Annotated in this window: 17 protein-coding genes and 2 pseudogenes; 8 read left to right on the forward strand and 11 right to left on the reverse strand. The window is 49.3% G+C overall.

Going from position 1 to position 24,567, the window contains the following annotated elements; all coding sequences use genetic code 11:
- Positions 1-206 (reverse strand): annotated as a pseudogene (locus C6Y40_RS11435) (IS1595 family transposase); the annotation flags it as partial.
- A gap of 315 nt (positions 207-521) precedes the next feature.
- Between C6Y40_RS11435 and C6Y40_RS11440 the strand changes: the two are divergent.
- A complete protein-coding gene (locus C6Y40_RS11440) occupies positions 522-1,154 on the forward strand; it encodes an NAD(P)H-dependent oxidoreductase (protein WP_105934702.1) in 633 nt (210 codons plus the stop codon).
- Positions 1,151-3,070 carry a monovalent cation:proton antiporter-2 (CPA2) family protein gene (locus tag C6Y40_RS11445; RefSeq protein WP_105934703.1) on the forward strand — a complete coding sequence of 640 codons (1,920 nt, stop codon included), beginning with the start codon at positions 1,151-1,153 and terminating at the stop codon, positions 3,068-3,070. Before C6Y40_RS11440 ends, C6Y40_RS11445 begins: the two co-directional genes overlap by 4 nt.
- A 6-nt stretch (positions 3,071-3,076) precedes the next feature.
- On the opposite strand, the gene C6Y40_RS11450 is transcribed toward C6Y40_RS11445, so the two are convergent.
- Both C6Y40_RS11450 and C6Y40_RS11455 read right to left on the reverse strand, forming a co-directional pair.
- Positions 3,077-3,859: a type 2 periplasmic-binding domain-containing protein gene (locus C6Y40_RS11450; RefSeq protein ID WP_105934704.1), complete on the reverse strand. Its 783-nt coding sequence runs from the start codon at positions 3,857-3,859 to the stop codon at positions 3,077-3,079.
- 136 nt (positions 3,860-3,995) lie between these two features.
- Positions 3,996-5,024: an AraC family transcriptional regulator gene (locus C6Y40_RS11455; protein ID WP_146129553.1), complete on the reverse strand. Its 1,029-nt coding sequence runs from the start codon at positions 5,022-5,024 to the stop codon at positions 3,996-3,998.
- Between the two features lie 150 nt (positions 5,025-5,174).
- Between C6Y40_RS11455 and C6Y40_RS11460 the strand changes: the two genes are divergently transcribed.
- The gene (locus tag C6Y40_RS11460) at positions 5,175-6,818 is read left to right on the forward strand and encodes a fatty acid--CoA ligase (protein WP_240621926.1); all 1,644 of its coding nucleotides are present in this window, start codon (positions 5,175-5,177) and stop codon (positions 6,816-6,818) included.
- 33 nt (positions 6,819-6,851) lie between these two features.
- Here the strand turns inward: C6Y40_RS11460 and C6Y40_RS11465 are convergent, their stop codons facing one another.
- The 3 genes from C6Y40_RS11465 to C6Y40_RS11475 form a co-directional block, all read right to left on the reverse strand.
- Positions 6,852-7,724: a WYL domain-containing protein gene (locus C6Y40_RS11465; protein ID WP_105934707.1), complete on the reverse strand. Its 873-nt coding sequence runs from the start codon at positions 7,722-7,724 to the stop codon at positions 6,852-6,854.
- Between the two features lie 77 nt (positions 7,725-7,801).
- Complete coding sequence (locus C6Y40_RS11470) at positions 7,802-9,247, reverse strand: amidohydrolase family protein (RefSeq protein WP_105934708.1); 1,446 nt, start codon at positions 9,245-9,247, stop codon at positions 7,802-7,804.
- A gap of 125 nt (positions 9,248-9,372) precedes the next feature.
- Complete coding sequence (locus C6Y40_RS11475) at positions 9,373-10,419, reverse strand: helix-turn-helix domain-containing protein (RefSeq protein ID WP_105934709.1); 1,047 nt, start codon at positions 10,417-10,419, stop codon at positions 9,373-9,375.
- A 763-nt stretch (positions 10,420-11,182) separates the two neighbouring features.
- On the opposite strand from C6Y40_RS11475, the gene C6Y40_RS11480 reads away from it, so the two are divergent.
- Positions 11,183-11,785: a PEP-CTERM sorting domain-containing protein gene (locus tag C6Y40_RS11480; RefSeq protein ID WP_105934710.1), complete on the forward strand. Its 603-nt coding sequence runs from the start codon at positions 11,183-11,185 to the stop codon at positions 11,783-11,785.
- An 885-nt stretch (positions 11,786-12,670) separates the two neighbouring features.
- Here C6Y40_RS11480 and C6Y40_RS24750 read toward each other — a convergent pair.
- A complete protein-coding gene (locus C6Y40_RS24750; RefSeq protein ID WP_164464534.1) occupies positions 12,671-12,820 on the reverse strand; it encodes a hypothetical protein in 150 nt (49 codons plus the stop codon).
- A gap of 351 nt (positions 12,821-13,171) precedes the next feature.
- A complete protein-coding gene (locus C6Y40_RS11485) occupies positions 13,172-13,768 on the reverse strand; it encodes a glutathione S-transferase family protein (protein WP_105934711.1) in 597 nt (198 codons plus the stop codon).
- 122 nt (positions 13,769-13,890) lie between these two features.
- Here C6Y40_RS11485 and C6Y40_RS11490 point away from each other — a divergent pair, with 122 nt between their 5' ends.
- From C6Y40_RS11490 to C6Y40_RS11500, 3 genes are all read left to right on the forward strand, one after another.
- Positions 13,891-14,808: a LysR family transcriptional regulator gene (locus C6Y40_RS11490; RefSeq protein ID WP_105934712.1), complete on the forward strand. Its 918-nt coding sequence runs from the start codon at positions 13,891-13,893 to the stop codon at positions 14,806-14,808.
- The gene (locus C6Y40_RS11495) at positions 14,805-15,377 is read left to right on the forward strand and encodes a uracil-DNA glycosylase family protein (protein WP_105934713.1); all 573 of its coding nucleotides are present in this window, start codon (positions 14,805-14,807) and stop codon (positions 15,375-15,377) included. The genes C6Y40_RS11490 and C6Y40_RS11495 overlap by 4 nt, the downstream gene beginning before the upstream one ends.
- 162 nt (positions 15,378-15,539) lie before the next feature.
- Positions 15,540-16,754, forward strand: a complete 1,215-nt coding sequence (locus tag C6Y40_RS11500; protein ID WP_105934714.1) for an HD domain-containing phosphohydrolase — start codon at positions 15,540-15,542, stop codon at positions 16,752-16,754.
- A 60-nt stretch (positions 16,755-16,814) separates the two neighbouring features.
- Here the strand turns inward: C6Y40_RS11500 and C6Y40_RS11505 are convergent, their stop codons facing one another.
- A complete protein-coding gene (locus C6Y40_RS11505) occupies positions 16,815-18,314 on the reverse strand; it encodes a S41 family peptidase (RefSeq protein ID WP_105934715.1) in 1,500 nt (499 codons plus the stop codon).
- Between the two features lie 252 nt (positions 18,315-18,566).
- On the opposite strand from C6Y40_RS11505, the gene C6Y40_RS11510 reads away from it, so the two are divergent.
- Positions 18,567-20,156, forward strand: coding sequence for an ABC-F family ATPase (locus tag C6Y40_RS11510; protein WP_105934716.1), 1,590 nt, complete (start codon positions 18,567-18,569; stop codon positions 20,154-20,156).
- On the opposite strand, the pseudogene C6Y40_RS11515 reads toward C6Y40_RS11510, so the two are convergent.
- Together C6Y40_RS11515 and C6Y40_RS11520 are read right to left on the reverse strand one after the other, a co-directional pair.
- Positions 20,153-23,280: pseudogene (locus C6Y40_RS11515) on the reverse strand (efflux RND transporter permease subunit). The gene C6Y40_RS11510 and the pseudogene C6Y40_RS11515 sit on opposite strands and share 4 nt — an antisense overlap.
- Entirely contained in the window at positions 23,273-24,349 is a 1,077-nt protein-coding gene (locus C6Y40_RS11520) for an efflux RND transporter periplasmic adaptor subunit (protein WP_105934717.1), read from the reverse strand. Before C6Y40_RS11520 ends, C6Y40_RS11515 begins: the two are co-directional and overlap by 8 nt.
- Between the last annotated feature and the right edge of the window lie 218 nt (positions 24,350-24,567).

The raw sequence follows: 24,567 nt of genomic DNA on the forward strand, positions 1-24,567 counted from the left end.
TGCATCTTGTTTACCTTGCCGTGCCGATTGATCAGTGAGCTATGGCAGTGCGGACATTCAGGGTTTTCAACCATCCGCTCCTCAAGCTCTGTTATCAACTGTGAGACGCTATCAGTGCCTTTCAGCAGCTTCTCAACATAACGGGTTTGACTATCTGTTAAGTGTTCTAACTCGGCTATAAGCTTTGTAAATTGTGCTGGGATCATGATCAACCCTCAATAACTGTATTCATATACAGTATAGCAACAATTTAGCAGAACATAGCCATTGCTTTTTATGTTTGATGGCTTGCATTATACGTTATGTATGCAAAGTAATTCTATGCTTAATACGAGTAAGATATGCCATTTTTTACTTGATTCAACGCCCTGCAGGCAGCTTTTACAACGCCGTTTCTTTTCATTTCCAATTCTTTGATAAGTTTAACAACCGGAAGGGAAATGGTAGCTTGTGGTAAGACTTGAATAATCCTGACAAAAGCCTCATTTTTTAAGCTGACTCATTTATGTACCGGACCCTGAATGTCTACTGAAGCAAGCTCACCCTCCCGCCATATTCTGTTATTGTTTGCGCATCCCTCGCAGGCGAGATCGGAGGTCAACAGTGTTCTGTTTAACGCCGCAAAAAAGCATACGGCGGTAACGGCGGTAGATTTATATGCCGAGTATCCGGACTTTAATATCAGTATCGAGCGAGAACAACAGCGTTTGCTTGAGCACGATGTGATTATTTTTCAGTTCCCCATGTACTGGTACTCCACCCCGGCACTGTTAAAAGAGTGGCAGGATCTGGTGCTTGAATACGGATTCGCCTATGGCAAAGGGGGCGATGCACTTAAGGGTAAGCAATTTTTATGTGCGGTGTCGGCTGGCGGGCGCGAAGAAGCGTACCAAACCGATGGGTTTAATCACTTTACCCTGCGCCAGTTACTGCAACCACTGGAACAAATGGCCAGTATTACTCAGCTCACCTTCCTGGCCCCTTTTGCCTTATTTGGATCCCGCACCGCAAAGGAAGAGCACCGCATCACACTGCACTCAGCCGTGTGGACAAAACTGCTGGATAGCCTGGCACAAGACACTCTGGATATCACTAAAGCGCGTCAGCTAGAAAACCTCACCCGCTATTTTGACGAGCAGGATCTGCACAAATGACCGGTTACTTTCTTCAGGCGTTTATTTATTTACTGGCGGCGGTTGTTGCGGTGCCGGTTGCCAAACGATTCGGCCTGGGCTCGGTTCTGGGCTACTTAATTGCCGGACTGATAATTGGCCCGGTGCTCGGCCTGGTTGGCGAGGAAACCAACGCCATCCAGCACTTTGCTGAATTTGGCGTGGTCATGATGCTGTTTTTAGTGGGGATGGAGCTTGAGCCCAAAGCATTATGGCACATGAAGCTGCGCTTGCTGGGCCTGGGCGGGTTACAGTTACTGCTAACCTCGGCGGTTATCACCGGCATCGCCATGATAGCTGGCCTGAGTTGGCAGGTGGCGCTGACTATTGGTCTTATTTTCGCGTTATCCTCCACCGCTATTGTACTGCAAACCTTTCAGGAAAAAGGCCTGCAACAAACCGAGGGAGCCAAGGGAGCCTTTTCTATTCTGTTGTTCCAGGACATCGCCGTCATTCCGATGCTGGCGCTTATCCCGTTATTGGCACTACCCGAACTGGCGAGTGCGATTAATGAGACTGCTGGTCAGAACGCCGGTCATGGCGACAGTCTGGTGGAGGGCCTGCCGGGCTGGTTGTACGGCTTGGTTATTATTGCCTCTATTGTGTTTGTCACCGTTGGGGGCCATTACCTGAGCCGGCCGCTGTTTCGCTTTGTGGCGTCCTCGGGACTGCGTGAAATTTTTACGGCCACTGCGTTGATGCTGGTTATCGGCATTGCCGCTTTAATGGGGCTGGTTGGTCTGTCCCCTGCCCTGGGCGCTTTTCTGGCCGGCGTAGTGCTGGCCAACAGTGAATTTCGTCACGAACTTAAAGCCAATATTGAGCCGTTTAAAGGGTTGCTGCTGGGACTTTTCTTTATCACTGTAGGTGCTGGTATTCACTTTGCTACGCTCTTTGAAAATTGGGTTCTGATCATCAGTATCACCCTTGGGGTGATGGTGTTAAAAGCGCTGGTACTGTTTGTGATTGCTCTGCTGTTTGATTTGAAAGGCAGCAATCGCTGGCTGCTAACGCTGAGCCTGGCCCAGGCCGGTGAATTTGGTTTTGTATTAATTAGCTTCGCGGCCCAGAACAATGTACTGGCCACCGATTTGATTGCGTTATTGCAGTTAGTGGTAGCCTTGTCGATGTTTTTAACGCCGGGGCTGTTTATCTTATTTGAACGGGTCATTATGCCCCGCTACATGCATGGCAGCGGCAGCCGCCAGCATGACACGATAGACGATAAAGGCAGTGTGATTATTGCCGGCATCGGCCGCTTCGGGCAAATCGTTAACCGCTTACTGGTCGCTAACGATTTTAAAACCGTCATCCTGGATATTCGCTCAGAGCAGGTCGATCTGATGCGCCAGATTGGCACTCAGGCCTATTTTGGTGACGCCTCGAAACCGGGTATGCTCGACACCGCCGGCATTAAACAGGCCAGCTTAATGGTAATTGCCATAGACGATCGGGAAACCGCCGTTGAAATGGTGAAGTACGTAAAATTAGCCCATCCGGAGCTTAAGCTTCTGGTGCGCGCCTTTGACCGTGGACATAGCTACCGGTTACGCCAGGCGGGTGCTGACTACCTGATTTCTGAAACTTATCATTCGGCGCTGGAAATGGGCGCTCAGGCACTCCGTTCAATGGGTGTACATCCGTTTCAGGCCGAGCGGCAAAAGCACGCTTACCGCGATATAGAAGCCCAGCAAAGTGACGTGCTGTATGAAGCCTGGAAAGACGATGCCAGTGGCGTGCGTTTTGATAATAACTACCGTGAGCTGTTTATGGAGTTACAACAACTTATCGATGACGCGCTGAAATCCGATCTCCACGACAACCATTCCAAGCGACGAGGCTGGACACCGCCGCCGAAGGGCTACGCAGAAGAGCAGTTAAAAAATCAAAAAGATTAACCGCCGTTACCGATTGCCGGGCCCCTGAGACTCGGCAAACATGTTTAAGTCACCCAGCATCTGTTTTAACAACCCGCTTTGGGCAAACTCCCCAAGCTTTTTATTGATGGCATTAAACAGGGGTTGATGGCCCGGGTGGCAAATTAACGTATCGCGCATAGTCAGTGGCGAATACTCTTCGGCATAGGGAAGCTCAGACATCCCCAATTCCTCGTAGGCAAACAACACATCCGGATAAAACGAAAAGATGTAATCGACTTTATTATCATTCAGCATCTGCACATTTTCCGTTTCGCTGCTAACCTCAAACAGGTGCATCACGCGATCGGCAACCCCCTGCATTTCACTGCTCAAAGGCGTACCACGCACGATGCTTAGCACTGCATGATTGGGAATATCACTGGCCTGTCTTACTAAATGTTGTTCATCGCGAGAAATCACTCGCACCATGGCCTTATTTAACGGCACACTGATCAATACATCCTGCAAATCGAGGCTGGCGTCCTCTAGGTCAAAGGTTGCAATCCCCGGCGCATAACAGGCAAATTGCTTATTCACAAATCCGCGTTTGGCCCTGGACATGGGCATAACAATGATCTCAACCTGGTCGGCCAGCCCGCTTTCTACCAGTGCACGCTGGAGAATTTCGTGGTAAACCCCGGGGCCTTGGTGTTCGCCGGGAATGTGAAAAAGCCCGGTTAACTGTGCACCAACAATGACTTTTTTGGCACCGATTTCACTTGCCACCGGCCAGGCTACCAATGCGGCGAATGCCGCAAGCATTATCATAAAGTATCGTAACAAATCTCTTTCCCAGGCTGCTGTATAAAACTTACCCTCCTAAACTCTATGCACAGGAGTGATATGGTGCAAGCTAAACTAGTTAATTACGCATCATCCTTTAGGATAAGAAACCGCAGGCAGGTCAGCCAGTTAAAGCTTGCCGGCGCCGTTGTTTCGGGCTTTGCTGATACCAACGTTTGAATGCACGGGTAAAATTGCCGGCATTGCTAAAACCTAATCGGTAGCCTACTTCACTTAATGGTAAATGACCGGTTTCTACCCATAATAACGCCTGCCGACTGCGCAGGGCATCCACCACAATCTGGAAGCTACTGCCTTTGTCGGCCAATCGTCGCTGCAAGGTACGCGAACTCAGCCCAAGGCGTTGTGCCGCCTGCACAAGGGTTAGTGTGCCCAGTGGCAGGTTATTTAACAGCAATGACTCCAGTTGGCCGCGCAGATCGCTGCGATCAAAGCGCGCCAGATAATCGACTACCAGCGCGTCATTTTGAGCAGCAAGCTCAGGACTGGCAGTTAATAACGGCTGATGCATCACCGCTTCACTAAACGATATCGTGTCGTGGGCCGCATTAAAAAACACCGGGCACTTAAACACACGCTGCCATGGCGTTGGGTCAGTGGGTTGCGGACGACTAAGCGACACCTGCAACGGCACTAAGCCGGGCTCAAAAATATGCCTGGCGGTAAGCATACAGGTGCCCACAAAGGCGTCGGTCTCAGCCGCGCACCAGTGTTCAACAGTAAGACTTCTGTGCAGGCTAATATCGACCTGATTATCCGACTCACTTACCTGGAGCTTACCGTAATCGGCAAACATCCGGAAATTAACTGCCAGCCGCTCAAAACCAGCCATCAGCGTGTTACTGGCCCAAATAGCAAAACCCAGCGCCTGCCAGGAGGTGGGCCGGACAAATCGGGCTACGGTTAGCCCTACCGCTTCATCCTGAGTCAGACTCTCTACCAGACGCCACAAACGATTTAGCTCGGCAAGAGAATAGCGGGTTTCGGGTTGAGCAGCCTGGACAGGATCTATCCCTACACGGCTAAGCAGACTCTGACCGTCAATCTGATAAGCATTCATTGCTCTGCTGATAACCAGCGGCCAGCTGCCGATAACACTATGAGATTGCGCGATGTTGTAGTCTTTCACACGGTTATCCTGAGGTTTGTGGGCGCAGCTTATACAGCCAAAATTATCTTTATACGCCAATCATAAATCCTAACACGCCAACCTCTTGCTTGTTAACATTTTTAAAACAACACTATTACAAAACAACCCGTTAAACACCGGAGCCGTGTGATGCCTGTAAAAATTCTTCAAGGGGCAGAAAATGCCCACGCCTACCCTCTTCTGATTAAACAAATCTTTGCCTCAGCCGGCCGCTTTGAACCTGACAACCAGATCATTTACCGCGGCGAGCAATCTTTTAGCTATAGTGAGTTTACCCGGCGGGTGCAGCAACTGGCCAATGCGCTGAAAGCCGCCGGAGTGGAAGCCGGTGATACGGTTGCGGTGATGGACTGGGACAGCCACCGCTACCTTGAATGCTATTTTGCTGTGCCCATGCTGGGCGCCATTTTGCATCATGTAAATATTCGATTGTCACCCGAACAGGTGGCCTACACCATGAATCACGCCGAAGATAAACTGGTGCTGGTACACGATGATTTTCTCCCCCTTGCCGATCAGCTGGCGGCGCAGCTGCCCACCGTACAAGGCTACATTCGTTTGAGTGACGGCGGCACGCCGCCCGCCACGCCCAATATGAGTGTGCTTGGCGAATACGAATCATTATTGGCAGAACAGAGCAGCGAATGCGATTTTCCCGATTTTGATGAAAACAGTGTCGCCACCACTTTTTACACCACAGGCACTACCGGTAATCCCAAAGGTGTGTATTTCAGCCATCGTCAGTTAGTGCTGCATACCATCAATATGGTGGGCATGCTGGGCAGTTATGAAGGCTTACCATTACTGCGTTCTAATTCGGTTTATATGCCCATCACACCAATGTTTCATGTGCATGCCTGGGGCGTACCCTATGCGGCAGTGATGCTCAACTGCACGCAAATTTATCCGGGACGGTATGAGCCCAATCTGTTGGTTGACCTGATACAGCAATACAAGGTGGATTTTTCGCACTGTGTGCCGACTATTTTGCAAATGCTGCTGGGCTGCGAAAAAGGCCATGAAACGCGGCTGGATGGCTGGAAGATCCTGATTGGCGGCAGTGCGCTACCGAAAGGGCTGGCCAAAGCAGCCATGGACAAAGGAGCTGATATTTATTCTGCCTACGGCATGTCGGAAACCTGCCCGCTGCTTACTGTTACCCACTTAAATAAAACGCAACGGGCGCTGCCGGCCGAGGAACAGCTTAAATACAGAACTCTTACCGGCGTGGCGTCCAACCTGGTTGATTTGCGCATAGAAGAGCCCTCCGGCAAACCCGCGCAACACAATGGCAGTGATGTGGGTGAAATTACTGTACAAACGCCCTGGCTCACTCAGGGATATCATAAAGAGCCGGCCAAACAGGAAGAGCTCTGGGAAGGCGGAAGGCTGCATACCGGCGACGTGGCGAGCGTCCATCCCGACGGCTTTGTAGAAATTAAGGACCGGATTAAAGACGTTATCAAAACCGGTGGTGAATGGCTTTCATCTATCGAGCTGGAAGATCTTATCAGTCAGCACCCGGATGTTGCGGCAGTTGCCGTGGTGGGCATGCCGGATGAAAAATGGGGAGAACGCCCTCATGCTATGGTGGTTGCCAGTAACAACGAGCTTAGCGCCGGTGATATTCAGCAACACCTGCAGCAGTTCGTTGAATCCGGACACATTTCAAAATGGGCAGTGCCAGAGCACATCACCCTGGTTGATGAAATTCCCAAAACGTCTGTGGGTAAAATCAACAAAAAGGTAATTCGTGCCACCCTGGCGGGCTAATCAACCGGCGGGAGCCAGTCTCCCGCCAGCCACTTATTTCAGCTCTGCGTAGCCAGGCGCAATGGCCAGATTATCCACGTCACGTAATGTAAACCGGTTCTGTAACCACAGTTGATACTCGGCTCCTTCCAGCGTGCCGCGCTCGGTGCAGTCTACATTCCAGCGGCGCAGTAAATAGCCCGCCATGGCGGCTCGCACGTTTATCAGCAACTGGCTGTTTTCCATTCCGTAATCCATTTCAATGGCAGTGGGAAAACTCACGTTCTTTGGATGCGGCACCAGTTGTAATGGGATCATTCGATGCCACTCGCTGTCGTACTCAGCCAGTTCATTGGCGGCGGGTTCTGATTTTAGGGTGACCTTACTGACACGGGTCAGCACGAAATCACGGAAACTCTGACTTTTACGATCAAAAGCGCGCACATGCCAACGCAGGCCATTATCCACAATCGCATGAGGCACCAGTTCCCGGGCAGCAGAGCCACTCGACAAGGACGTATAAATCACACTCACTGCGCGATTATTTAAAATGGCCTGGACCAGTTTGGCGACAATAAAAATATCCGGCACATTGAGGCTCGACGGTGCTTCCACCGGAAAGTGAATATCGCCAATGGCATCAAAGCCATCAGAAATATCATTGGCCAGTTTAGTTAGCGTACGCTGGGCGTCATGTTCAAATAACGGCTTAAACTGGCTGGTTTGAAAATAGCGCTTTTCCCGGGAGTCATATTCCAGGTTGTCCGGCGCCATTTCCTTGTATAAATTAAAATCGCGGGAGCCTGCCGACAAGCCCACTTCAAAACGGTTGATCAAGTCCTGACGGTAGATCGCCCCTTTAAACAACAAACAAAAATCAATGTAAGCCAAACGCTGACGCTGGGCGAAACTTATACTTGCTAACATCCTTTCGACTCGAATAAGACTGCTCAATGCACCAATATGGTTTATTTTGATTCGGTTGTAAAGCGGGCATAGCCATTTCAGTCCAGCAAAAGATGAATCAGATGTCTGCTCACACTTACCAGTAACGAACTGTGCTGACGACCTTCGTTCTGCAGCGTCATTAGTTCTGTCCGGGTAAATAACCGGCCATTCTGAAAAACCAGTTGTGGTTGTTGTAACGTGTCAGGAGTAGACAATGGATCTTCGTTGTACACCACCAAATCGGCGCGATACCCCCTTGCCACTCTGCCCAGTTCATTACTGCGGTTTAATACCTCTGCTGCATTGATGGTGGCGCTTCGCAATACCTCTTTTACAGGAATACCCGCCTCAATCATCAGCAACGCCTCCCGAATAGTTGCCGGCCCCGGAACGTCCACCAGAGCTCCTGCATCGGAGCCAAGCGCCAGGGTGACGCCCTGTTCATAAAGGCTGAAAGTTAACTCATTGAGGTAGTCATCCACTTCTCGGTTATACTCGCCCAGCTCCGCAGATGACCCTAACCAGCGCTGAAAGGAAGTCTGCTCATAAACCAGGCGCGCAAAAGGATTGATCGCATTGATATCCTGCTGCGCCAGATAAGCCTGTTTTTGGATGCTAAGTAAGGTGAGCTCCTGATTTACGGCCAGCGTTGGAATAAGTGGTACCTGATTCTCTCGCAGAAAATCAGCAGCAAGCATTACTTTTTGGGGATTACGTTGCTGTTGTAAAAATCCGTCGAACACTTCTTCCACATGTTCAAAGCTTGCCAGACTGGCATGTGCGGCCAGATTTTGTTGCATCAAATCGTAAGAAGGATGACCAGCCACCGATACACCAAGCTGCATCGCTTCATCCAGCACCGCCTCATACACCTCGGCATGGAGCCCTTCGTACACTTTGATAAAATCATAGCCCTGATTGATATAGTCACGCACAGCCTGACGAGCCCTTTGCGGGCTATTCACAGTAAAGTGTGATAAAGGATCACCCTGTTCCACACTATTAAAAATGGGTGACGAAAGCACCAGTTGACTACCAAACCAGTCGCCCTGCTCCAGTTCGTTACGCCACTTTAGATGATAGCGATAGCCGCCCATATTACGCATCGTGGTAACCCCGGTGGCAAGGGCCATTTTGGCATAGCTACGGTCAAGCACGTGCACATGTAAATCGATCAGGCCGGCCAATACAAAACGGCCATTACCGTTCACTACCGGCAAATCCTCAGGCAGTGGTAATGCTGATGATTGCACTGTTTCTATCCGGCCATCACGGATGATCACCGCCTGATCGCTCAGCACCGGTTCCTCTTCCAGCGTTAGCACATTCACATTAGTCAGAATATGACTTTGCGGACGGATCAATGTTAAGGAGGTACTGCCGTGTTCGTAATGAACATAAACTGCCAGTAAGGTAACCGACAGCAAAAGAATGCTGCAGATAAACAAAACCGACAGGCCAATCGCTTTGATAGGAATAAAATTAACGCTTGAGGTTCGCATTGAATGCTCCGATTGAATTTGTATGGAGCTACTTTGTGTCAGCGCTGGCCACGAGGCGACCAGAATCAGGATTCTGCACCTGTTAAACGCTATTTTGGCCCCTCAAAAACTCTGTACATCAGCCCTTAATCCCTCGCCCGTAAAGGCGTAAGATACTGGCCTGGCGTTTTGCCGGTGTGTTTTTTAAATACCGCATTAAATGACGATTTAGAACTAAAGCCAGCGTCCATGGCGAGCTCAAGCAAGGTTTTATCTGGCGTGGATTTGGCCAACTCGGCCACCCGGTTGATACGCAGTTGATTGATGTAGTCGGCAAAGCTCATGCCGCCACCGGTATTAATTGACCAGGAAATGTCTTTTACCGAAAGACCAGTATAACCGGCAATATCCTGCAAACAAATACGCGGCTGACAATACCATTGTTGTTCGCGGATCTGACTATCCAGCGCCTGAAAAATAGCCGCGGCCTGACTGTCTTCATGAGGCGCTGGTTCAGCGTTAGTTTGCTCAACCTCACTGAGCCCGTTAAACAACGCCGGTTGCCTAATAAGCCCGACAATCGCAACACACAACACCAGTAAAAACGCGCTCTGATCGAGCAAATACCAGGTACTGCGAAAGGGCTCGGTAGTAACGCTCTGCAAATTCACCCGCACCATGTCCAGGATCAGCAATACCAGCAGTACCACCAGCGTATTGAACAGCCAGTGCAAGCCTTTGCTCTCAGTATCGGCTTCACGTTCGGCCATGGCAGCGTGATAGCGTTTCAACCACCTGAATGCCAGCGCAAAATAAATCAGTTGGCTAACTGCACCGGCCAGCAACATCCACTGCAGATAGGGTGTTAAAGGTAGTGCCATCAGCGTTGGTAAAAAGTGAGCGCTGTCACGATAAGTTAAGGGTTGCTCGGGAACCAGTAACACCCGCACTAAAAGATAAAAAAGGGGCCCCAACGACAGGCTGAAAGCAGGCGTAATATACCAGCCAACGGCGCCAGCATTGAGTTCTTCATATAAATTAAAGCCCATCATCAGGCTCTGCATTAACAGCGCCAGAACAAGACCGTTATAGCGCCGTTCGCCCGCCAGTAAACCAACACCAAGCAAGCCGGTGAACAGGCTTAATATCTGAATGATATTCACCGCTTGCAGGTGAAATTCGGCTAATAGCACAGATGGTTCCTCTTAGGCTTACTCAGCTCTTGCTCGGTTATGTCTATCCTTTAGAACAGAGCTCAAGTTTAACAAAAGCGCCAGTTAGAGGCATATCTAATTGAAAGGTCTTTATGGCTTTATGCTGAAGAAGTCTTCTATTGTTTGGTCAAAGGACTAAACCGCTCCGCGGTAGTAGTCCTTCGCCATCAATCAGCCTGAAAAAATTGTTCATATTCCGGATTGGATCCGTAGCGCTGTGTTATGGGGGCTTCGGGCCTTCACACCTTCTACATTTTATGGCCCTCTGGAGTTTTTTATGACCACCATGGTGACTAATATGGACGCTCCTCAATATGTGGAGTGTCATTTGAAGGACTATTTCAAAGAGAAGGCCAAAGTTTCTTAAAGTATCGTCTATATCACCCTGATTTCACCTTTGCATATTTACACTGGGGTTTTCATATGAGGAGACGCAGTGATGAGAAAACGACTCTTTGCTTTACTACTAATGTGGCTGTTGTGGTTAGTAAACCCGATGCCTTTGGCAATTTTCGAACATGTATTAGTGATCTGCTAATAAGGATTAACAGATCCTATTTTTATCTCTGAATATTCGAAAAGCCGGATTAATTGGTCTCGAAAAAAACAAATATTTTATGTCAGTTAATTTTACAATACGCTGCTTCTGAAAGCCAATTCTTAGTTAAGCTATTGAAATTAAACGATTTAAATTTTGGCCTAAAGTTTGCTTTAAACCTACCATAATAGTCAGGAGAAAGTTATGTTTATTAAAAAGTTTGTTTCTGTAGTAAGTCTGTTGTTGGTAGTAAGTTCAGCAAATGCTGCGCTTGTTACTCTTGATTTTGAAGCGGATTTGACTGGCACTAAAGGAGCGAGTTATTCAAGTGTTGACTCAGACCTGTTAACATTCAGTGGTGAAGAATTGTCCATTCGTGATTATGGTCATCAGTCAATCGGCAATGCCTTGGGTGTTTTTGGGGCTGATACTGGCGTTTCACTGGACTTTAGTGTTTATGTTGATTATCTGTCGTTGGTGTTTGGTAACGATGATCCTGGCTTCCCGGAAACAACAGCTGTTTTAACGTTATTCAACGATGCCTTGCAAGTTGGATTAGTTGAACTTGTTTACAATAAAAACGACATTGCTGATGAAACTATTATCGCTAGTGGTTTTGGCAGCTTTAACAGAGCGACTTTTATTTATGAAACTGGCACAACTGGTTTGGCTGAAGTAATAGATAACGTGACCTTTAATACAGTTGAAGCTGATGAAGAGCCAGTGGTAGGCGCACCAGCGCCATCTTCTATCGCTTTATTGTCTCTAGCTTTGATTGGTATGGGTCTCCGTCGAAAAGTTAACTGATCGGAGTTAATTTCAGGGTAAACTAATCACAATTAGTTGTGCTTAAATCCAGAAGAAACCGCCATCAAATGGCGGTTTTTTTTTGCCTGCTTTGCGAGTGTTAATCTTTCATAGCTTTATCTGCAGTAATCTGTTCTATCAAATCTATCTACCTGTTTAGTGACTATCTCAACCAGATGTAAAGATTAGACTGTTTATATACCTTAATTTCACCCTGGTTACTTTACGCTTAAGATCTGTTTGAAGCAGCGTAGAGTCCTCCATTGATGAGAAGGTGCGCCTGCGTTTATGCATTAGCAGGTGATCAGGTTAAGTTTGGCAGTATGGTCGGTAGCTTGGGGTCATCATGATGGCTAAGTTTTAACGATTTCAAAGGGAAAAATCATGAGTACACCACTGTCGATTTTGCTGATAGAAGATAATCTTGCTCTGCCCAAGCAGGTTTGCAGTTTTTTAAAGGGCTTAACTGGCATGTAGATTTCGCAATGAAGCTGAGAAGAACTAAAAATTAACGCAACATGAGAGTGGCAAATTGGCAGCTCACATCGTTTTTTGAATACCTGTTACAGAGTGTTCCTGTTCATAAAGAGAACATGCAGCTTACTTCCGCAATTCGCTCAAAGCAGTCTTAGTTAGCACATGAATACAAACACCGCAGACTAGACAGTTCTTGGCGTTATAATTTTTTTGGGATGGTGTTTATATTAGTCAAATACAGAGCTGGGATTTAAATCGCTAGCACTTCGCAACGAAAGTCTGTAACGACAGTCGCTAACGCTAATCGTTTATATAAAGCGCAGACTTAATAAACCAAGGCATTATGAATGCTGTCGCTGCGCTGAAATGTGGTGTGATACTATACCGGCGATAACCAGCAATTAAACTTTACTCGTAATGGCGTTCCATCCACATAATCTGCATTTTGAGATCATTGATTTCTTTTTTTGCATCGGCTAGTTCTTCAACAATAGAACGATCCTGGATTGCGTTATCATCACGTGAAGTGTTCAGAGCATTGCTATCTTGTTGTGACATACGTATTTACCACGCTTTGTAATAGATGAAGGGTACTATTAATTGTAACTACGATTGGAAACATACAATATTTATTACAGAATTTCCAAAAAATGAGCGAATACCTGACATTGATTTTATAAATAGTTATATGTGCAGCCTAAACCTAACAAATTAATTTTGTGCCTGACGGCACTTCATTACATCAAATAAACCACGCAAACAACTGTTATTAAATAGCTTTCTTAACATACAAAAAACCTCCCGCTGTTTCGGGAGGCTTTTTTGAAAATAAGCGTTTCAGTTATTTTGTTCAACCAACCCTGTAACCACAACTGTAACAATTCCCTACCCTTCCAGCGTCTATCCCTGCTAAACCTGCCCTGGCATACCAATAAAGCCGGGGAGCTGCTTGATGCGATCGATCCAGGCCAGGATATGCGGGTAATCATCCAGAGAAATACCGCCCTCTGGTGCAATGGCTACGTATGGCATCACGGCGCAGTCGGCAATGGTTGGGTGCCCGAGCGCCAGCCAGTCATGCTCGGCCAGATGGTCGTTCAGTAACGTCAGGATACCGGCTGAAATGTCCAGTGCGGTTGGCTTATCAAATTCAAAGCCAAACTTGTCCACCAGTCGGGCCACATTCGGGCCGTGTTGAATTTCGTTGGCCGCGGTAGACAGCCATTGCTGTACTTCGGCCATTTGCTGTGGGTCGGACGGTAACCAGCTCTCAAGATCATACAGGCGAGCGAGATACACCAGCATTGCCTGGGAGTCGCGCAACACAACTTCTCCATGTTCTAACACTGGTAGCTGGCCAAATGGGTTTAAAGCCAGCATAACTGAACTTTTGTGTTCACCGGCCATAAAATCCACCGGCACAATTTCCAGCTCAATATTAGCCAGGGCGGCAAACAGCCGAACTTTATAACAATTTCCGGACAGCTCAAGATCGTACAATTTCATGCTTTCTCTCCATGTTAAAAGAAGGTTAAATCACTCAAAAACCACCTTAACTTGTCTGTTTTTCGCAAAAAATATGCGATATTTAATTTCTGTAAACCGTTTTTCGCACTAATAAGGCCAGTATGGACAAATTAAAAGCCATGAAAGTCTTTGTTGAGATTGCTGATATGGGCAGCTTAACGGCGGCTGCCAACAGTCTGGAAACCTCACTTACTTCGGTAGTGCGCACGCTTGCCGCGTTGGAAGAGCACCTGAAAGTGCGACTGTTTAATCGCAACACCCGGCAAATTGCCATTACCGATGAGGGGCGAGAATACTATCTGCGCTGCCGTACAATACTGGCCGAGGTGAATGACGCCGAAAGTATGCTCATTGATCGCCAGGCCGAACCCCTGGGCAAAGTTACGGTAACTGCGCCGGTGACTTTTGGTAAACGCCACGTCGCACCTAAAATTAACGCCTACCTCAACCAGTACCAAAAAATGCAGGTCAACCTGGTGTTACTCGACCGCCCGGTGGACATGCTTAGTGAAGGGATTGATATCGCCTTGCGCATTGGTCGCATCGGCAACCATGATTTAGTGGCGCGGCAATTAGGCTCAATGCGTCATGTGCTGTGCGCCAGCCCTGACTTTATGGCCGGACAAACAGCGCCTGAACACCCGCAGGATATCGCTGGCCAGCCCTGTGTTCACCTGAGTGTGCTGGATAACCCCGAAGACTGGCATTTTCAGCATGGCATTAAACTGATGTCAGTGGCCATGCAAACCCGCTTAATAACCAATCAGGTAGATGCTGCGCTCGATGCCTGCATTGCCGGCGTGGGTTATTGCCGCTTTTTACATTATCAGGTTAGTGACGCCGTTAAGCGTGGTGACTTGCAGATTTTACTGCCCGATTACGAACCTCACCCGCTGCCAGTACACTTACTGTATGCACCGGTTAAACTGCAAACCAAACGTCTTCGCTCTATGACTGACTGGCTTACCCAGTCGCTACAGCAGGATCTGACCGCTATCGCTCAGGGAGGCAAACCATGACCCCCCCGGCCGACTCACTGCTAACAGAGATTCGAAGCTGTGCACTTTGTGCCGGTAACCTGCCCTATCCACCGCGGCCAATTGTGCAAATTGAGGAACAGGCTCGCATCCTGATCATTGGACAGGCACCGGGAATAAAAGCACACGACAGCAGCCAACCCTGGAATGATGCCAGTGGCGATAAGTTGCGCGGTTGGCTGGGTGTTAACCGTGAGCAGTTTTATTCGCCGGCCTTTACCCACTTGCCCATGGCGTTTTGCTTTCCAGGCTGTAAAAATGGCGCGGATGCGCCGCCGCCTAAAATTTGCGCTTTAACCTGGCATGCCAAAGTGCAGGCGCAATTAACCCCCGCGCTTACGCTATACATTGGCCGCTATGCTCAGCAATATTATTTGCCCGAACATAAAACCCTTACCAAGGCAGTACGTTTCACCACAAAGTCACCAGGTAATGCATACGCGCTACCGCATCCATCGGGGCGCAATAACCGCTGGCAGGCGCGCAATCCCTGGTTTGAGACTCATTCGCTTGAGGTTTTGCGCCACAGCGTTGCTGCGGTGTTAGGATAAGCTAACAACCTGCCTTACAAAAAAGTAAGGCAAAGTTGGTTGTTATACTAAAGTTTAGCTAAAATGCACAGGTAACGGATAAATCCGACAAAGGAGTGTTGTTTTTCAGGCAGCCCAACGCATCGCATTAAACCGCAGATAGCGTTAAATTTAGTAGTATTCATGAATAAAAACCGCTATCGCAAAATTGTCTTAATTTACCTGCTGACAGGCGTTTTATGGATTATCGGCAGCGACTGGGTGCTGGCCCAGTTCTTCGGTGATTTTGAAAACACCTACATGATTTCTATGCTCAAGGGCCTTGGGTTTGTGGGGCTTATGTCCGCCCTGCTCTACGTGCTACTGATGCGTTTAAACAGTGCCGAGCTCAAAGCCCGGATAAACGAATCACCTGAGCAGCTGTTTTTAAGCCGAATCCCCAGTTACTTTTCTGCCATACCTATTATCACTTATGCCATGGAGGTAAGGGAGCACAAAGCCCTGCCACTGTGGATAAGCGAAAACCTCAGCGACGTACTCGGTTACTCCCAGGAAGAGGCCAATTCACCGCACTGGTGGCAAAACAGCATTCATCCGGACGATCGCCTGCGCGCCATTGAAGAAAGCAAAGCCATTATTACCCGGGGCGGTGGCGATCATTATTATCGGGTTAAGCATGCCCGCGGGCATTACGTTTACTTTCATGACGAGCTGCGGTTAATACCCAATACCAACCCGCCACGCTTTATTGGCATCTGGCGCGACGTGAGTACCGAAGAAAAGGCCCTGGAGCAGGTGCAGGAGTATTCCAGCAAACTCGAAAAAATGGTGCTTGGTACGGTAACCGCCATCTCTCACATGGTGGAATTGCGCGATCCGTACACCGCAGGCCATGAAGCCAGAGTGGGCGACTTAGCGGCTGAAATAGCCCGTAAAATGGGCCTTGATATAGATACCCAGTATGGCCTTCGTATCGCCGGGCTGGTGCATGATATTGGCAAAATCAGCGTGCCCTCGGAGTACCTGACCAAGCCGACCCGGCTAACCGTCTCAGAGTTTGAAATTATTAAAACCCATGCCAGTAACGGTTACAGCATTCTTAAAAATATTGATTTTCCCTGGCCTATTGCCGAAGTGGCGTATCAGCATCATGAACGTATAAACGGCAGTGGTTACCCAAGAGGATTAAGCGGAGATGAGATATTGCTCGAGGCAAAAATCATTGCCGTAGCCGATGTGATTGAGTCTATGGCTACCAATCGGCCCTACCGCCATGCCCAGGGTATAGACAAAGCACTGGACGAAATTCGCCGCAACCAGGGCATTTTATACGATACCCACGTGTGCGAAGCCGCCCTTAAACTGTTTAAACAACAAGGCTATCAACTCGCCGGTTAAACGATATTTTACAGCGATAAAAACAGGGCCAGCGAATCCGGCCCTGTCTTCCCTGCAAGCTTACTGGAGCACTTCAAGTGCGGCATCGATTGCCGAATCCACGCCCTGAGTGCGATCAGACAGGGAGAAAAATGGCACATTAACATCTACTGGCACGCCTACCCCTTCATACCACTCATCATCCGGCGATAAGTACACTTCGTTGGATATTCCGAGTTCGTGTTCACCGGGTAAAGCCCAGTGCATAATGTCAGAGAAAATACCGTGGGTCGCCTCCCCCACCAGCGTAACGTGAGGTAACTGCTGCATCGACAAGCTGAACGTCTCGGCCGCTGAAGCCGTATCGTTGCTCACCAGCAGGGCCACGGGTTTACTGGTGTAATTTACATACTGGCTAGGCGCAATATAAGCAGTTTGTGTAGCCGTTACTCCCGCACCATCCCGGGCATATTTTTTATAGGCCAGAAATTCACTTTCGGTAAAGCGACTGGCAATGGCCAGGCTGATATAGTCGTTGCCGCCGCCGTTATAGCGCACATCGATAATCAGACCGTCCGTAGCCGCTAAATCGGTGAGCGCCTCATCCAGTGCTTGATTAAGGTTATTAAGATTAGACGTGGTTTGGGCCAGATCGTCGCTGTCTTCATCTGCTGTAGAGTAATTATGCATGGCATCAATGCGCAGATAGCCAATATTGTTAATGGCAAACCAGGCAATTTGCTCAGACGCATCCTGCCCTATGTCTGACGTCGCGTAGCCCATGATAATATTAATTTCCTGCCCCAGGGCATTATCAATATAGCTTTCAATATCGGCCACAATGGCGTTATTCAGTTCACTGTCCTGCAGCGGATAGCTCAGACCATTGGCCAGGGCATATTCTTCAATCAGATTGGTGGTATGTACGGGTTTGGTATAGGCCCGAATTATAGTGCCATCTGCCGCTACCCAGGAATTATGCGAATCTGCCAATGGCAACAACGTTTGATAAACCGCCTCGTACAAGGTGGTATCCTGTTCGGTTATCTGGGTTTCCTGAGCATAGGATAAGGCCGGCCAATCAACGTTCATACGTGCAAAGTCGACGTAGTACTCGGCCATTATCTGGCTGTACAAAGCAAACAGTTCCTGATGACTCATGTCTGACTCAACGGTTAGTGGATCGCTGGCACAAGATGCCGGTAGCTGACTCACTTTGTCCAGCTGCCGGGTTGGTGCATGAAACTCCCGGGTGCCGCTTCCGGCAAACCATTCCAGTGCATCTTCACTGTTATTAAGCGCCACACTGCGGGTGAGCTCAGCTGTGGAAAGCTCGTCAAAGCTATCCTGCAAAATGCAATAATCCGAAGTGTACCGATAATAGAGTGCGCTGTTGTCATCCACTACCAGCACATCGCCATAAGCGGATGACGCCCAGATCCCCTGATAGGCTTCGTCAATAGCGGGAGCCGATTGTCCGCTGCCAGGCAGCTGATTGATTTGATCTTTACTGCTGCCACCACAGGCGGAAAGGCAGCCGGCGGCTATCATTACTGCAATAAGTTTTAATTTGCTGATCATCACATTGTTCCCTTAGTTGTTTTCCAGAGTGTCGGTTTAACGCTCTCATTAAGCGTCATGACGGCAGCTTGCCTAAAGCAGGGTGAAAACAGGGTAAAGAAACTGAATTTACTCTCAGGTTACGGGCTTACGACCAATGCGGTTAATAAAACGTCACAGCAGCTGGACAGGCCAGCAATGTTTCTTTATATTGCGCGCCTTTAATGTCTTTTCACCGGCGTTCGCCAATTTTTATCTATCCCGGGATCCGTTTTGATTACTACCGCCAACATCACTATGCAATTTGGCTCTGAGCCACTGTTTGAAAATATTTCTGCCAAATTCGGCAACGGCAATCGCTATGGCCTGATTGGCGCTAACGGCTGTGGTAAATCCACTCTGATGAAAATCCTGAGCGGCAAATTAACGCCAACTGCGGGCAACGTGTCACTGGCTCCGGGCACCAAGCTGGGTATTTTGAATCAGGACCAGTTTGCCTTTGAAGACATGAGCGTAGTCGATGCTGTGATCATGGGCGACCGTGAACTCTGGGAAGTAAAACAGCGCCGCGACGAAATCTACTCCAAAGCCGAAATGAGCGAAGCAGAAGGGATGGAAGTTGCTGAGCTTGAAGTGCAGTTTGCGGAAATGGATGGTTATACCGCCGAGTCCCGCGCCGGTGATATTTTGATTTCGGCCGGTATTGAAGAAAGCTATCACTTTGGTTTAATGCGCGAAGTTGCACCAGGCCGTAAGGTGCGTGTACTCCTGGCCCAGGCATTATTTGCCGAACCCGACGTGCTGCTACTCGACGAACCTACCAACAACCTGGATATTTACACCATTCACTGGCTGGCCGAAGAGCTGAACAAGCGTAAGTCCACCATGATCATCATTTCCCACGATCGCCACTTTTTAAACTCGGTTTGTACCCACATGGCCGATATTGATTACGGCGAACTGCGCATTTACCCGGGTAATTACGACGCTTTCGTAGAAGCGGCGGCACTGGTGCAGGAACAGCTGCAAAACGAAAATGCTAAGAAAAGCGCTGAAATTGAAGAATTGCAAAGTTTCGTAGCGCGCTTCTCTGCCAACGCCTCAAAGGCAAAGCAAGCCACCTCGCGGGCCAGACGCCTGGAGAAAATCGAGCTGGCCGACATTAAGGCCTCGAGCCGTCGTAAGCCTTATATTCAATTTAAGCAGCACAAAAAACTTCACCGTTTAGCCATTACTCTGGAAGAGCTCGGTCACGGTTACACCGGTGAGCATCTGTTCAGTGGCGGAAACCTGCTGCTGGAAGCCGGTGCCAAACTGGCCATTATTGGTGAAAACGGTGCCGGTAAAACCACCTTCCTCAAATGCCTGATTGGTGATGAAACCGCCAAAGAAGGTACCGTAAAGTGGGCCGAAAATGCGGCTGTAGGTTATGTGCCTCAGGATAGCTCGAAAGACTTTGCCAACGACATGACCATGTTTGAATGGATGTCACAATGGCGCCAGCCCAAACATGATGACCTGCAGGTAAAAGCCATGCTGGGCCGCCTGTTGTTTGGCTCTGACGACTTTAACAAGAAAGTCAGCGTGTGCTCAGGGGGTGAAAAGAACCGCCTGTTGTTTGGTAAAATCATGCTTCAGGACATTAACGTGCTGGTAATGGATGAGCCCACCAACCACCTGGACATGGAGTCTATCGAGGCGCTTAATATTGCGCTAATGGCCTTTGAAGGCACAGTAATCTTTGTTAGCCACGACCGTGAATTTGTTGAATCACTGGCCACCCAGGTGATCGAAATTAAAGATAAGCAAATCACTCACTTCGACGGCACCTACGAAGAATTCCAGGCGCACCTGGGCAACTAATTGGCACTGGTACTGGCTTTGGGTGCAAAGCGGGCCAGTACCGTTACCAACAAGGCGGGTAAAAATGTCACGCTCAATACAGTGGAGACAAAAATACCGCTGAGTACGATAATCCCTACCCCACGATACAGCTCTGTCCCTTCACCGGGGATCACCACCAGCGGCGCCAGCCCGAAGATCGTGGTACAGGTAGACATCATTATTGGCCGTAAACGCACTTCCACAGCCTGTTTTACCGCACTATGTAAAGCTTCGCCCTGAGCCAGTAATCGCCGGGTCTGATCAACTATCAGAATCGGGTTATTCACCACCGTGCCCAGCAAAATTAAAAAGCCCAGCATGGTGATCATATCAAAGGGTTGGTAAGCACCGCCGAGCATGCCCGATACAGCGTTGTTGGCAATTAACCCCAACAGGCCACCCGCCATACCCAGAGGAATAATGGTGAGAATAAACGCCGGGTAGCCCCAGTGATTAAAGATGGCCACCAGCAGCAGGTAACACAGCGCAATGGCAATCAAAAAGTTTACCGATAAGGCATCCTGAGTGGCGGCGAGCTGATCGGCCGCGCCGGTGATCCGGGTACTCACGCTTTGCGGGATAGCACCGCTTTCGCGCAGCTCCGGCAATAAGGTGTTTTTAACCGTGTTAACGGCGGTTTCAAGGGCCACTTCTTTGGGGGCAATCACATATACCGAAACCGTGCGCTCGCCATCGATACGGCGCACCGTGTCGCTGCGTTTACCTTCCAGTAAAGTGGCAATGGCGTTGAGCGGTAAAATAGTGCCTTGTGGGGTAAGAATGGGCGTTGTAGCAAGTTGCTCAATGCTCTGCTGATTGCCAGCATTGCTGAACAAAAACATGTCCACCTGATCGTCATTGAGTAAAAACTCATCCACAAAGGCCCCGTCACTCACTGCAGCCACCGAGTAACCAAAATCATCGCCATTCATGCCGAGTTCGGCAAGTCGCTGCCAGTCCGGGCGAATTTCAATAAAGGGTTGTTCAAGGTCAGCGAGCCGGGATCGGAATTAATCTGTGGGTTATTAAAGTAGTCATCCGCTTTGGTGTATAACGCATTGGCCGCCTGATATAACGCATTAATATCGCTGCCGGAAAAGTCTACCGCCACTGCCCGGGTGCCGCCATCGTTACTGGAGATAATCGACCCTTTGGTGGAAAACGCACGCATGCCGGGGTAGCTCTCAAACTTCTCGTTTATAAGTGCCATCATATCGCCCACCTCGTCGGGATTAACCGGCATGGTGACCATCCATACGCTACCTATGCTCACGCGCATATTGTAAAACTGCAGGGCCGGAAATTCTGCCTCACCACGTCCGTATGCTTCCGGATCGGCGTTCACGTAGGGTGTAAAGAATGCCCTGAGCTCATCACCAATTTCCTGCATAGACGATAAGTTATAATCCGGTGGCGCGGTCATGGTCGAAAACGCTTTGGGCTCCTCGCCTTCCGGCAGGTATTCCGCCGCAGGCATCAGCCACCAGGCGCTACCTAATATCAACACCACTCCCGCCACTACGATTACCAGCGCGCGAAGGCGCGAACTAATAACCGCCGAAACCAGCCCCAGACATTTTGCGGTAAACCATTTCTGGCCACTGGTGTCGCTATCTTCTGGTTTGGGCTGACGGGCCATGGCTACCGGAATAACAAAAATGGCGGCCAGCATAGAGGCAAAAATCGCCCCGGCAATGGCAATGGCAACATCTGAATAAAGTTGCCCGGCTTCCTGTTCAATAAACAAGATAGGCGCAAACACCAGTATGGTAGTTACCGTAGAGGCGAGCACTGCCGGCCACACATCCTTCACTCCTTCCACTGAGGCCTTAAACCTGCTCAGCCCCTGTCGCCGGAATTGCACAATAGATTCAAGCACCACAATGGTATTATCTACCGTCATGCCAATGGCGAAAGCCACCCCGGCCATGGAAATAACATTAATGGTGCGGCCAAAGGCCAGTAAGGCAATAAATGCCGCAATGGTACACAGCGGGATGCCCATTACGCCAATGAGCGTGGAGCGCACCGAACGCAGAAAATAGAACATTACCAGAGTAGCCAGCCCTGCTCCTAATGCCAGGTTAACCATCACGTTGCGCAGCGAACTGGAAACATACAGCACGTCGTCGGTAAACAGCTCCATTTTAAGGCCGTTCGGGCGTAATACCTGCTCGTTAAGTTCATCAACAATCGGCAGGATCTGCTGTTTAATGGCTATCACGTTTGAGCCGGTTTCGCGACGCACCGCGAGCCCAAGGTTACGATCGCCATTGGCGTAGGAAAGCTGGCGGCGCTCAAAGTGATCGAGTTTTACTTTGGCCACATCCTTTAAATACACATTGGTATTGTTGATGCGCCGGATGATGAGGTTTTCCAGCTCGTTTAACTGTTCAAAACGCCCCACCACCCGCAGTAAATAGCGGCTTTTATCGGCTTCGATGTCACCGGCGGAGGAGTCCTGGTTGCGCTGGACAATGGCATTGCGCACCTCAATCAGGCTGATACCGCGTTGAGCCAGCTTTGCCGGGTCGACCATGATTTGTACCTGCCGACGGGAGCCGCCACTGATTTCAATTTGCGATACGCCCTCTACGCTTTCCATTTGCGGGCGAACCACCTCGTCGACAAAGTCGTATAGCATATCAATATCCAGCGCCATGGGATTGCCCTCGGCAGGGAACAACTGAAAGTACATGAAGGCGTTACTGGAAAAGGAATCGGAGAATAACTGCGGCTGGTCAACATTCTCCGGGTAATCAGGCACCTGACTCAGCGCGTTACTGACCCGGATTAAGGCTTCGTTAACATCCACGCCAAAGGGAAATTCAAGCTCCACCCGCCCCTCGCCCATTTCGGCAAAGGAGATCATCCGTTTTAACCCGGTGATATTGCGCAGGTAGCGTTCCTGCTCTATGAGGATCTCTTTTTCGATGTCTTGTGGTGTGGCACCTGGCCAACCGGTTTGCACGGTGATGGTTCTAACCTCAAGGTCTGGGATCATCTGCACCGGAATCGACAGCGCCGCCACAATCCCCATAATGCAGCTAATCCCAACGACTACGGCAACCAGAATGCCGCGCTTTACCGTTGCCTCAATCATTGATTTCAGACCTATTGGTCACAGTGACTGCCGCCTCGTTATACAACCGCGAAACGCCAGAGATAGCATATAATTGTCCCTCAGTTGCATTGGCAACTAACACTGCATCGCCCTGCTGACGAACAATATTCACCAGTACCCGGCTGGCCTTATTGCTGTTAATGGCAAACACACTGGCGCCACTGTCGGGATGCTGCCTGATCGCGCTTGTCGGTAACCACACCTGTTTGTTTTCCAGTTGCGGCAGCATGATTTCCGCTTCAGCAGACATTCCCACCAGCAAGTCGGTATTCTCCGGCAGCGCGATGTGCGCGGTAAAGCTGCGGCCCTGACCGCCTGAAGCGGCAACCAGGCGCTCCAGCTTGCCGGTAATGGTATCGTGCAGGCCGGTATCCGGATGAATGCTAATGTCGCCATTAAGGTTGGTAAAGTAACTGTAGTATTCTTGCGGCACTTCGATGGTGAGGCGTTTCGCTTGCTGTGATACCAAACCGAGTACGGCGGTGGTTGGTTCCACCCACTCCCCTACATCGACATCCCGCTGGTAAATAACGCCATCAAACGGCGCTTTGAGCGTATGACGGGCTACAATTTCTTTGCGCAGCGCAAGAATTGCTTTTAGTCTGGCCAGTTCTGCCTTAGCGTTGGCCACTTCGGCTTTACGCTGCTGGAATAAGGTTTTGGCAGCGAGTTGTTGTTGTGATAACGCATCAACTTCATTAAGCAGACGCTCTGCTTCGTTATGAGCAACAGTGCCCACTTCGAGCTCCGCCTCAGCTTGTTGACGCGCCAGCTCAGCGAGCTTGCTGTCGAGAGTCAGTAATGGCTGACCCTGCTGAACATGATCGCCCACTTCCACAAAAAGCTTATCGACAAGTCCTGCCTGTAGCGGTGCAAGGAAGGCATCATTGGCGGTGCTTACTGCGCCACTTAAGGTGATACTTTGATATTTCTGACTGGCCACCGGATAGGCTGCAGTCACTTCAATAGGTGAGTCTTGCGCGCTTGAAGGGAAAGATATGCCCATACAAGATAATAAAATGAACAGGTATTTTACACAGCCGTACATTGCGCCTCCGGTGTTTCCATCACTGTTTACCCGGACCGGGTATTCATTGCAGAGTGCAACCGGTTACACAACAGCCACTCCCTAAATTTTCATTTTGTACCTGAACAGGTTAAAAATAGATCAGTAAAGTAACAAGCAGGTAACTGCTGAGGTGAGAGTTTCAGAGCTAAGCCAGAAAGGCGGTACGGAAACCAATAAATAATGGGCCGCGAGTGCGG

The sequence above is a fragment of the Marisediminitalea alba genome (genome assembly GCF_002993365.1).
Taxonomy (GTDB): domain Bacteria; phylum Pseudomonadota; class Gammaproteobacteria; order Enterobacterales; family Alteromonadaceae; genus Alteromonas; species Alteromonas alba.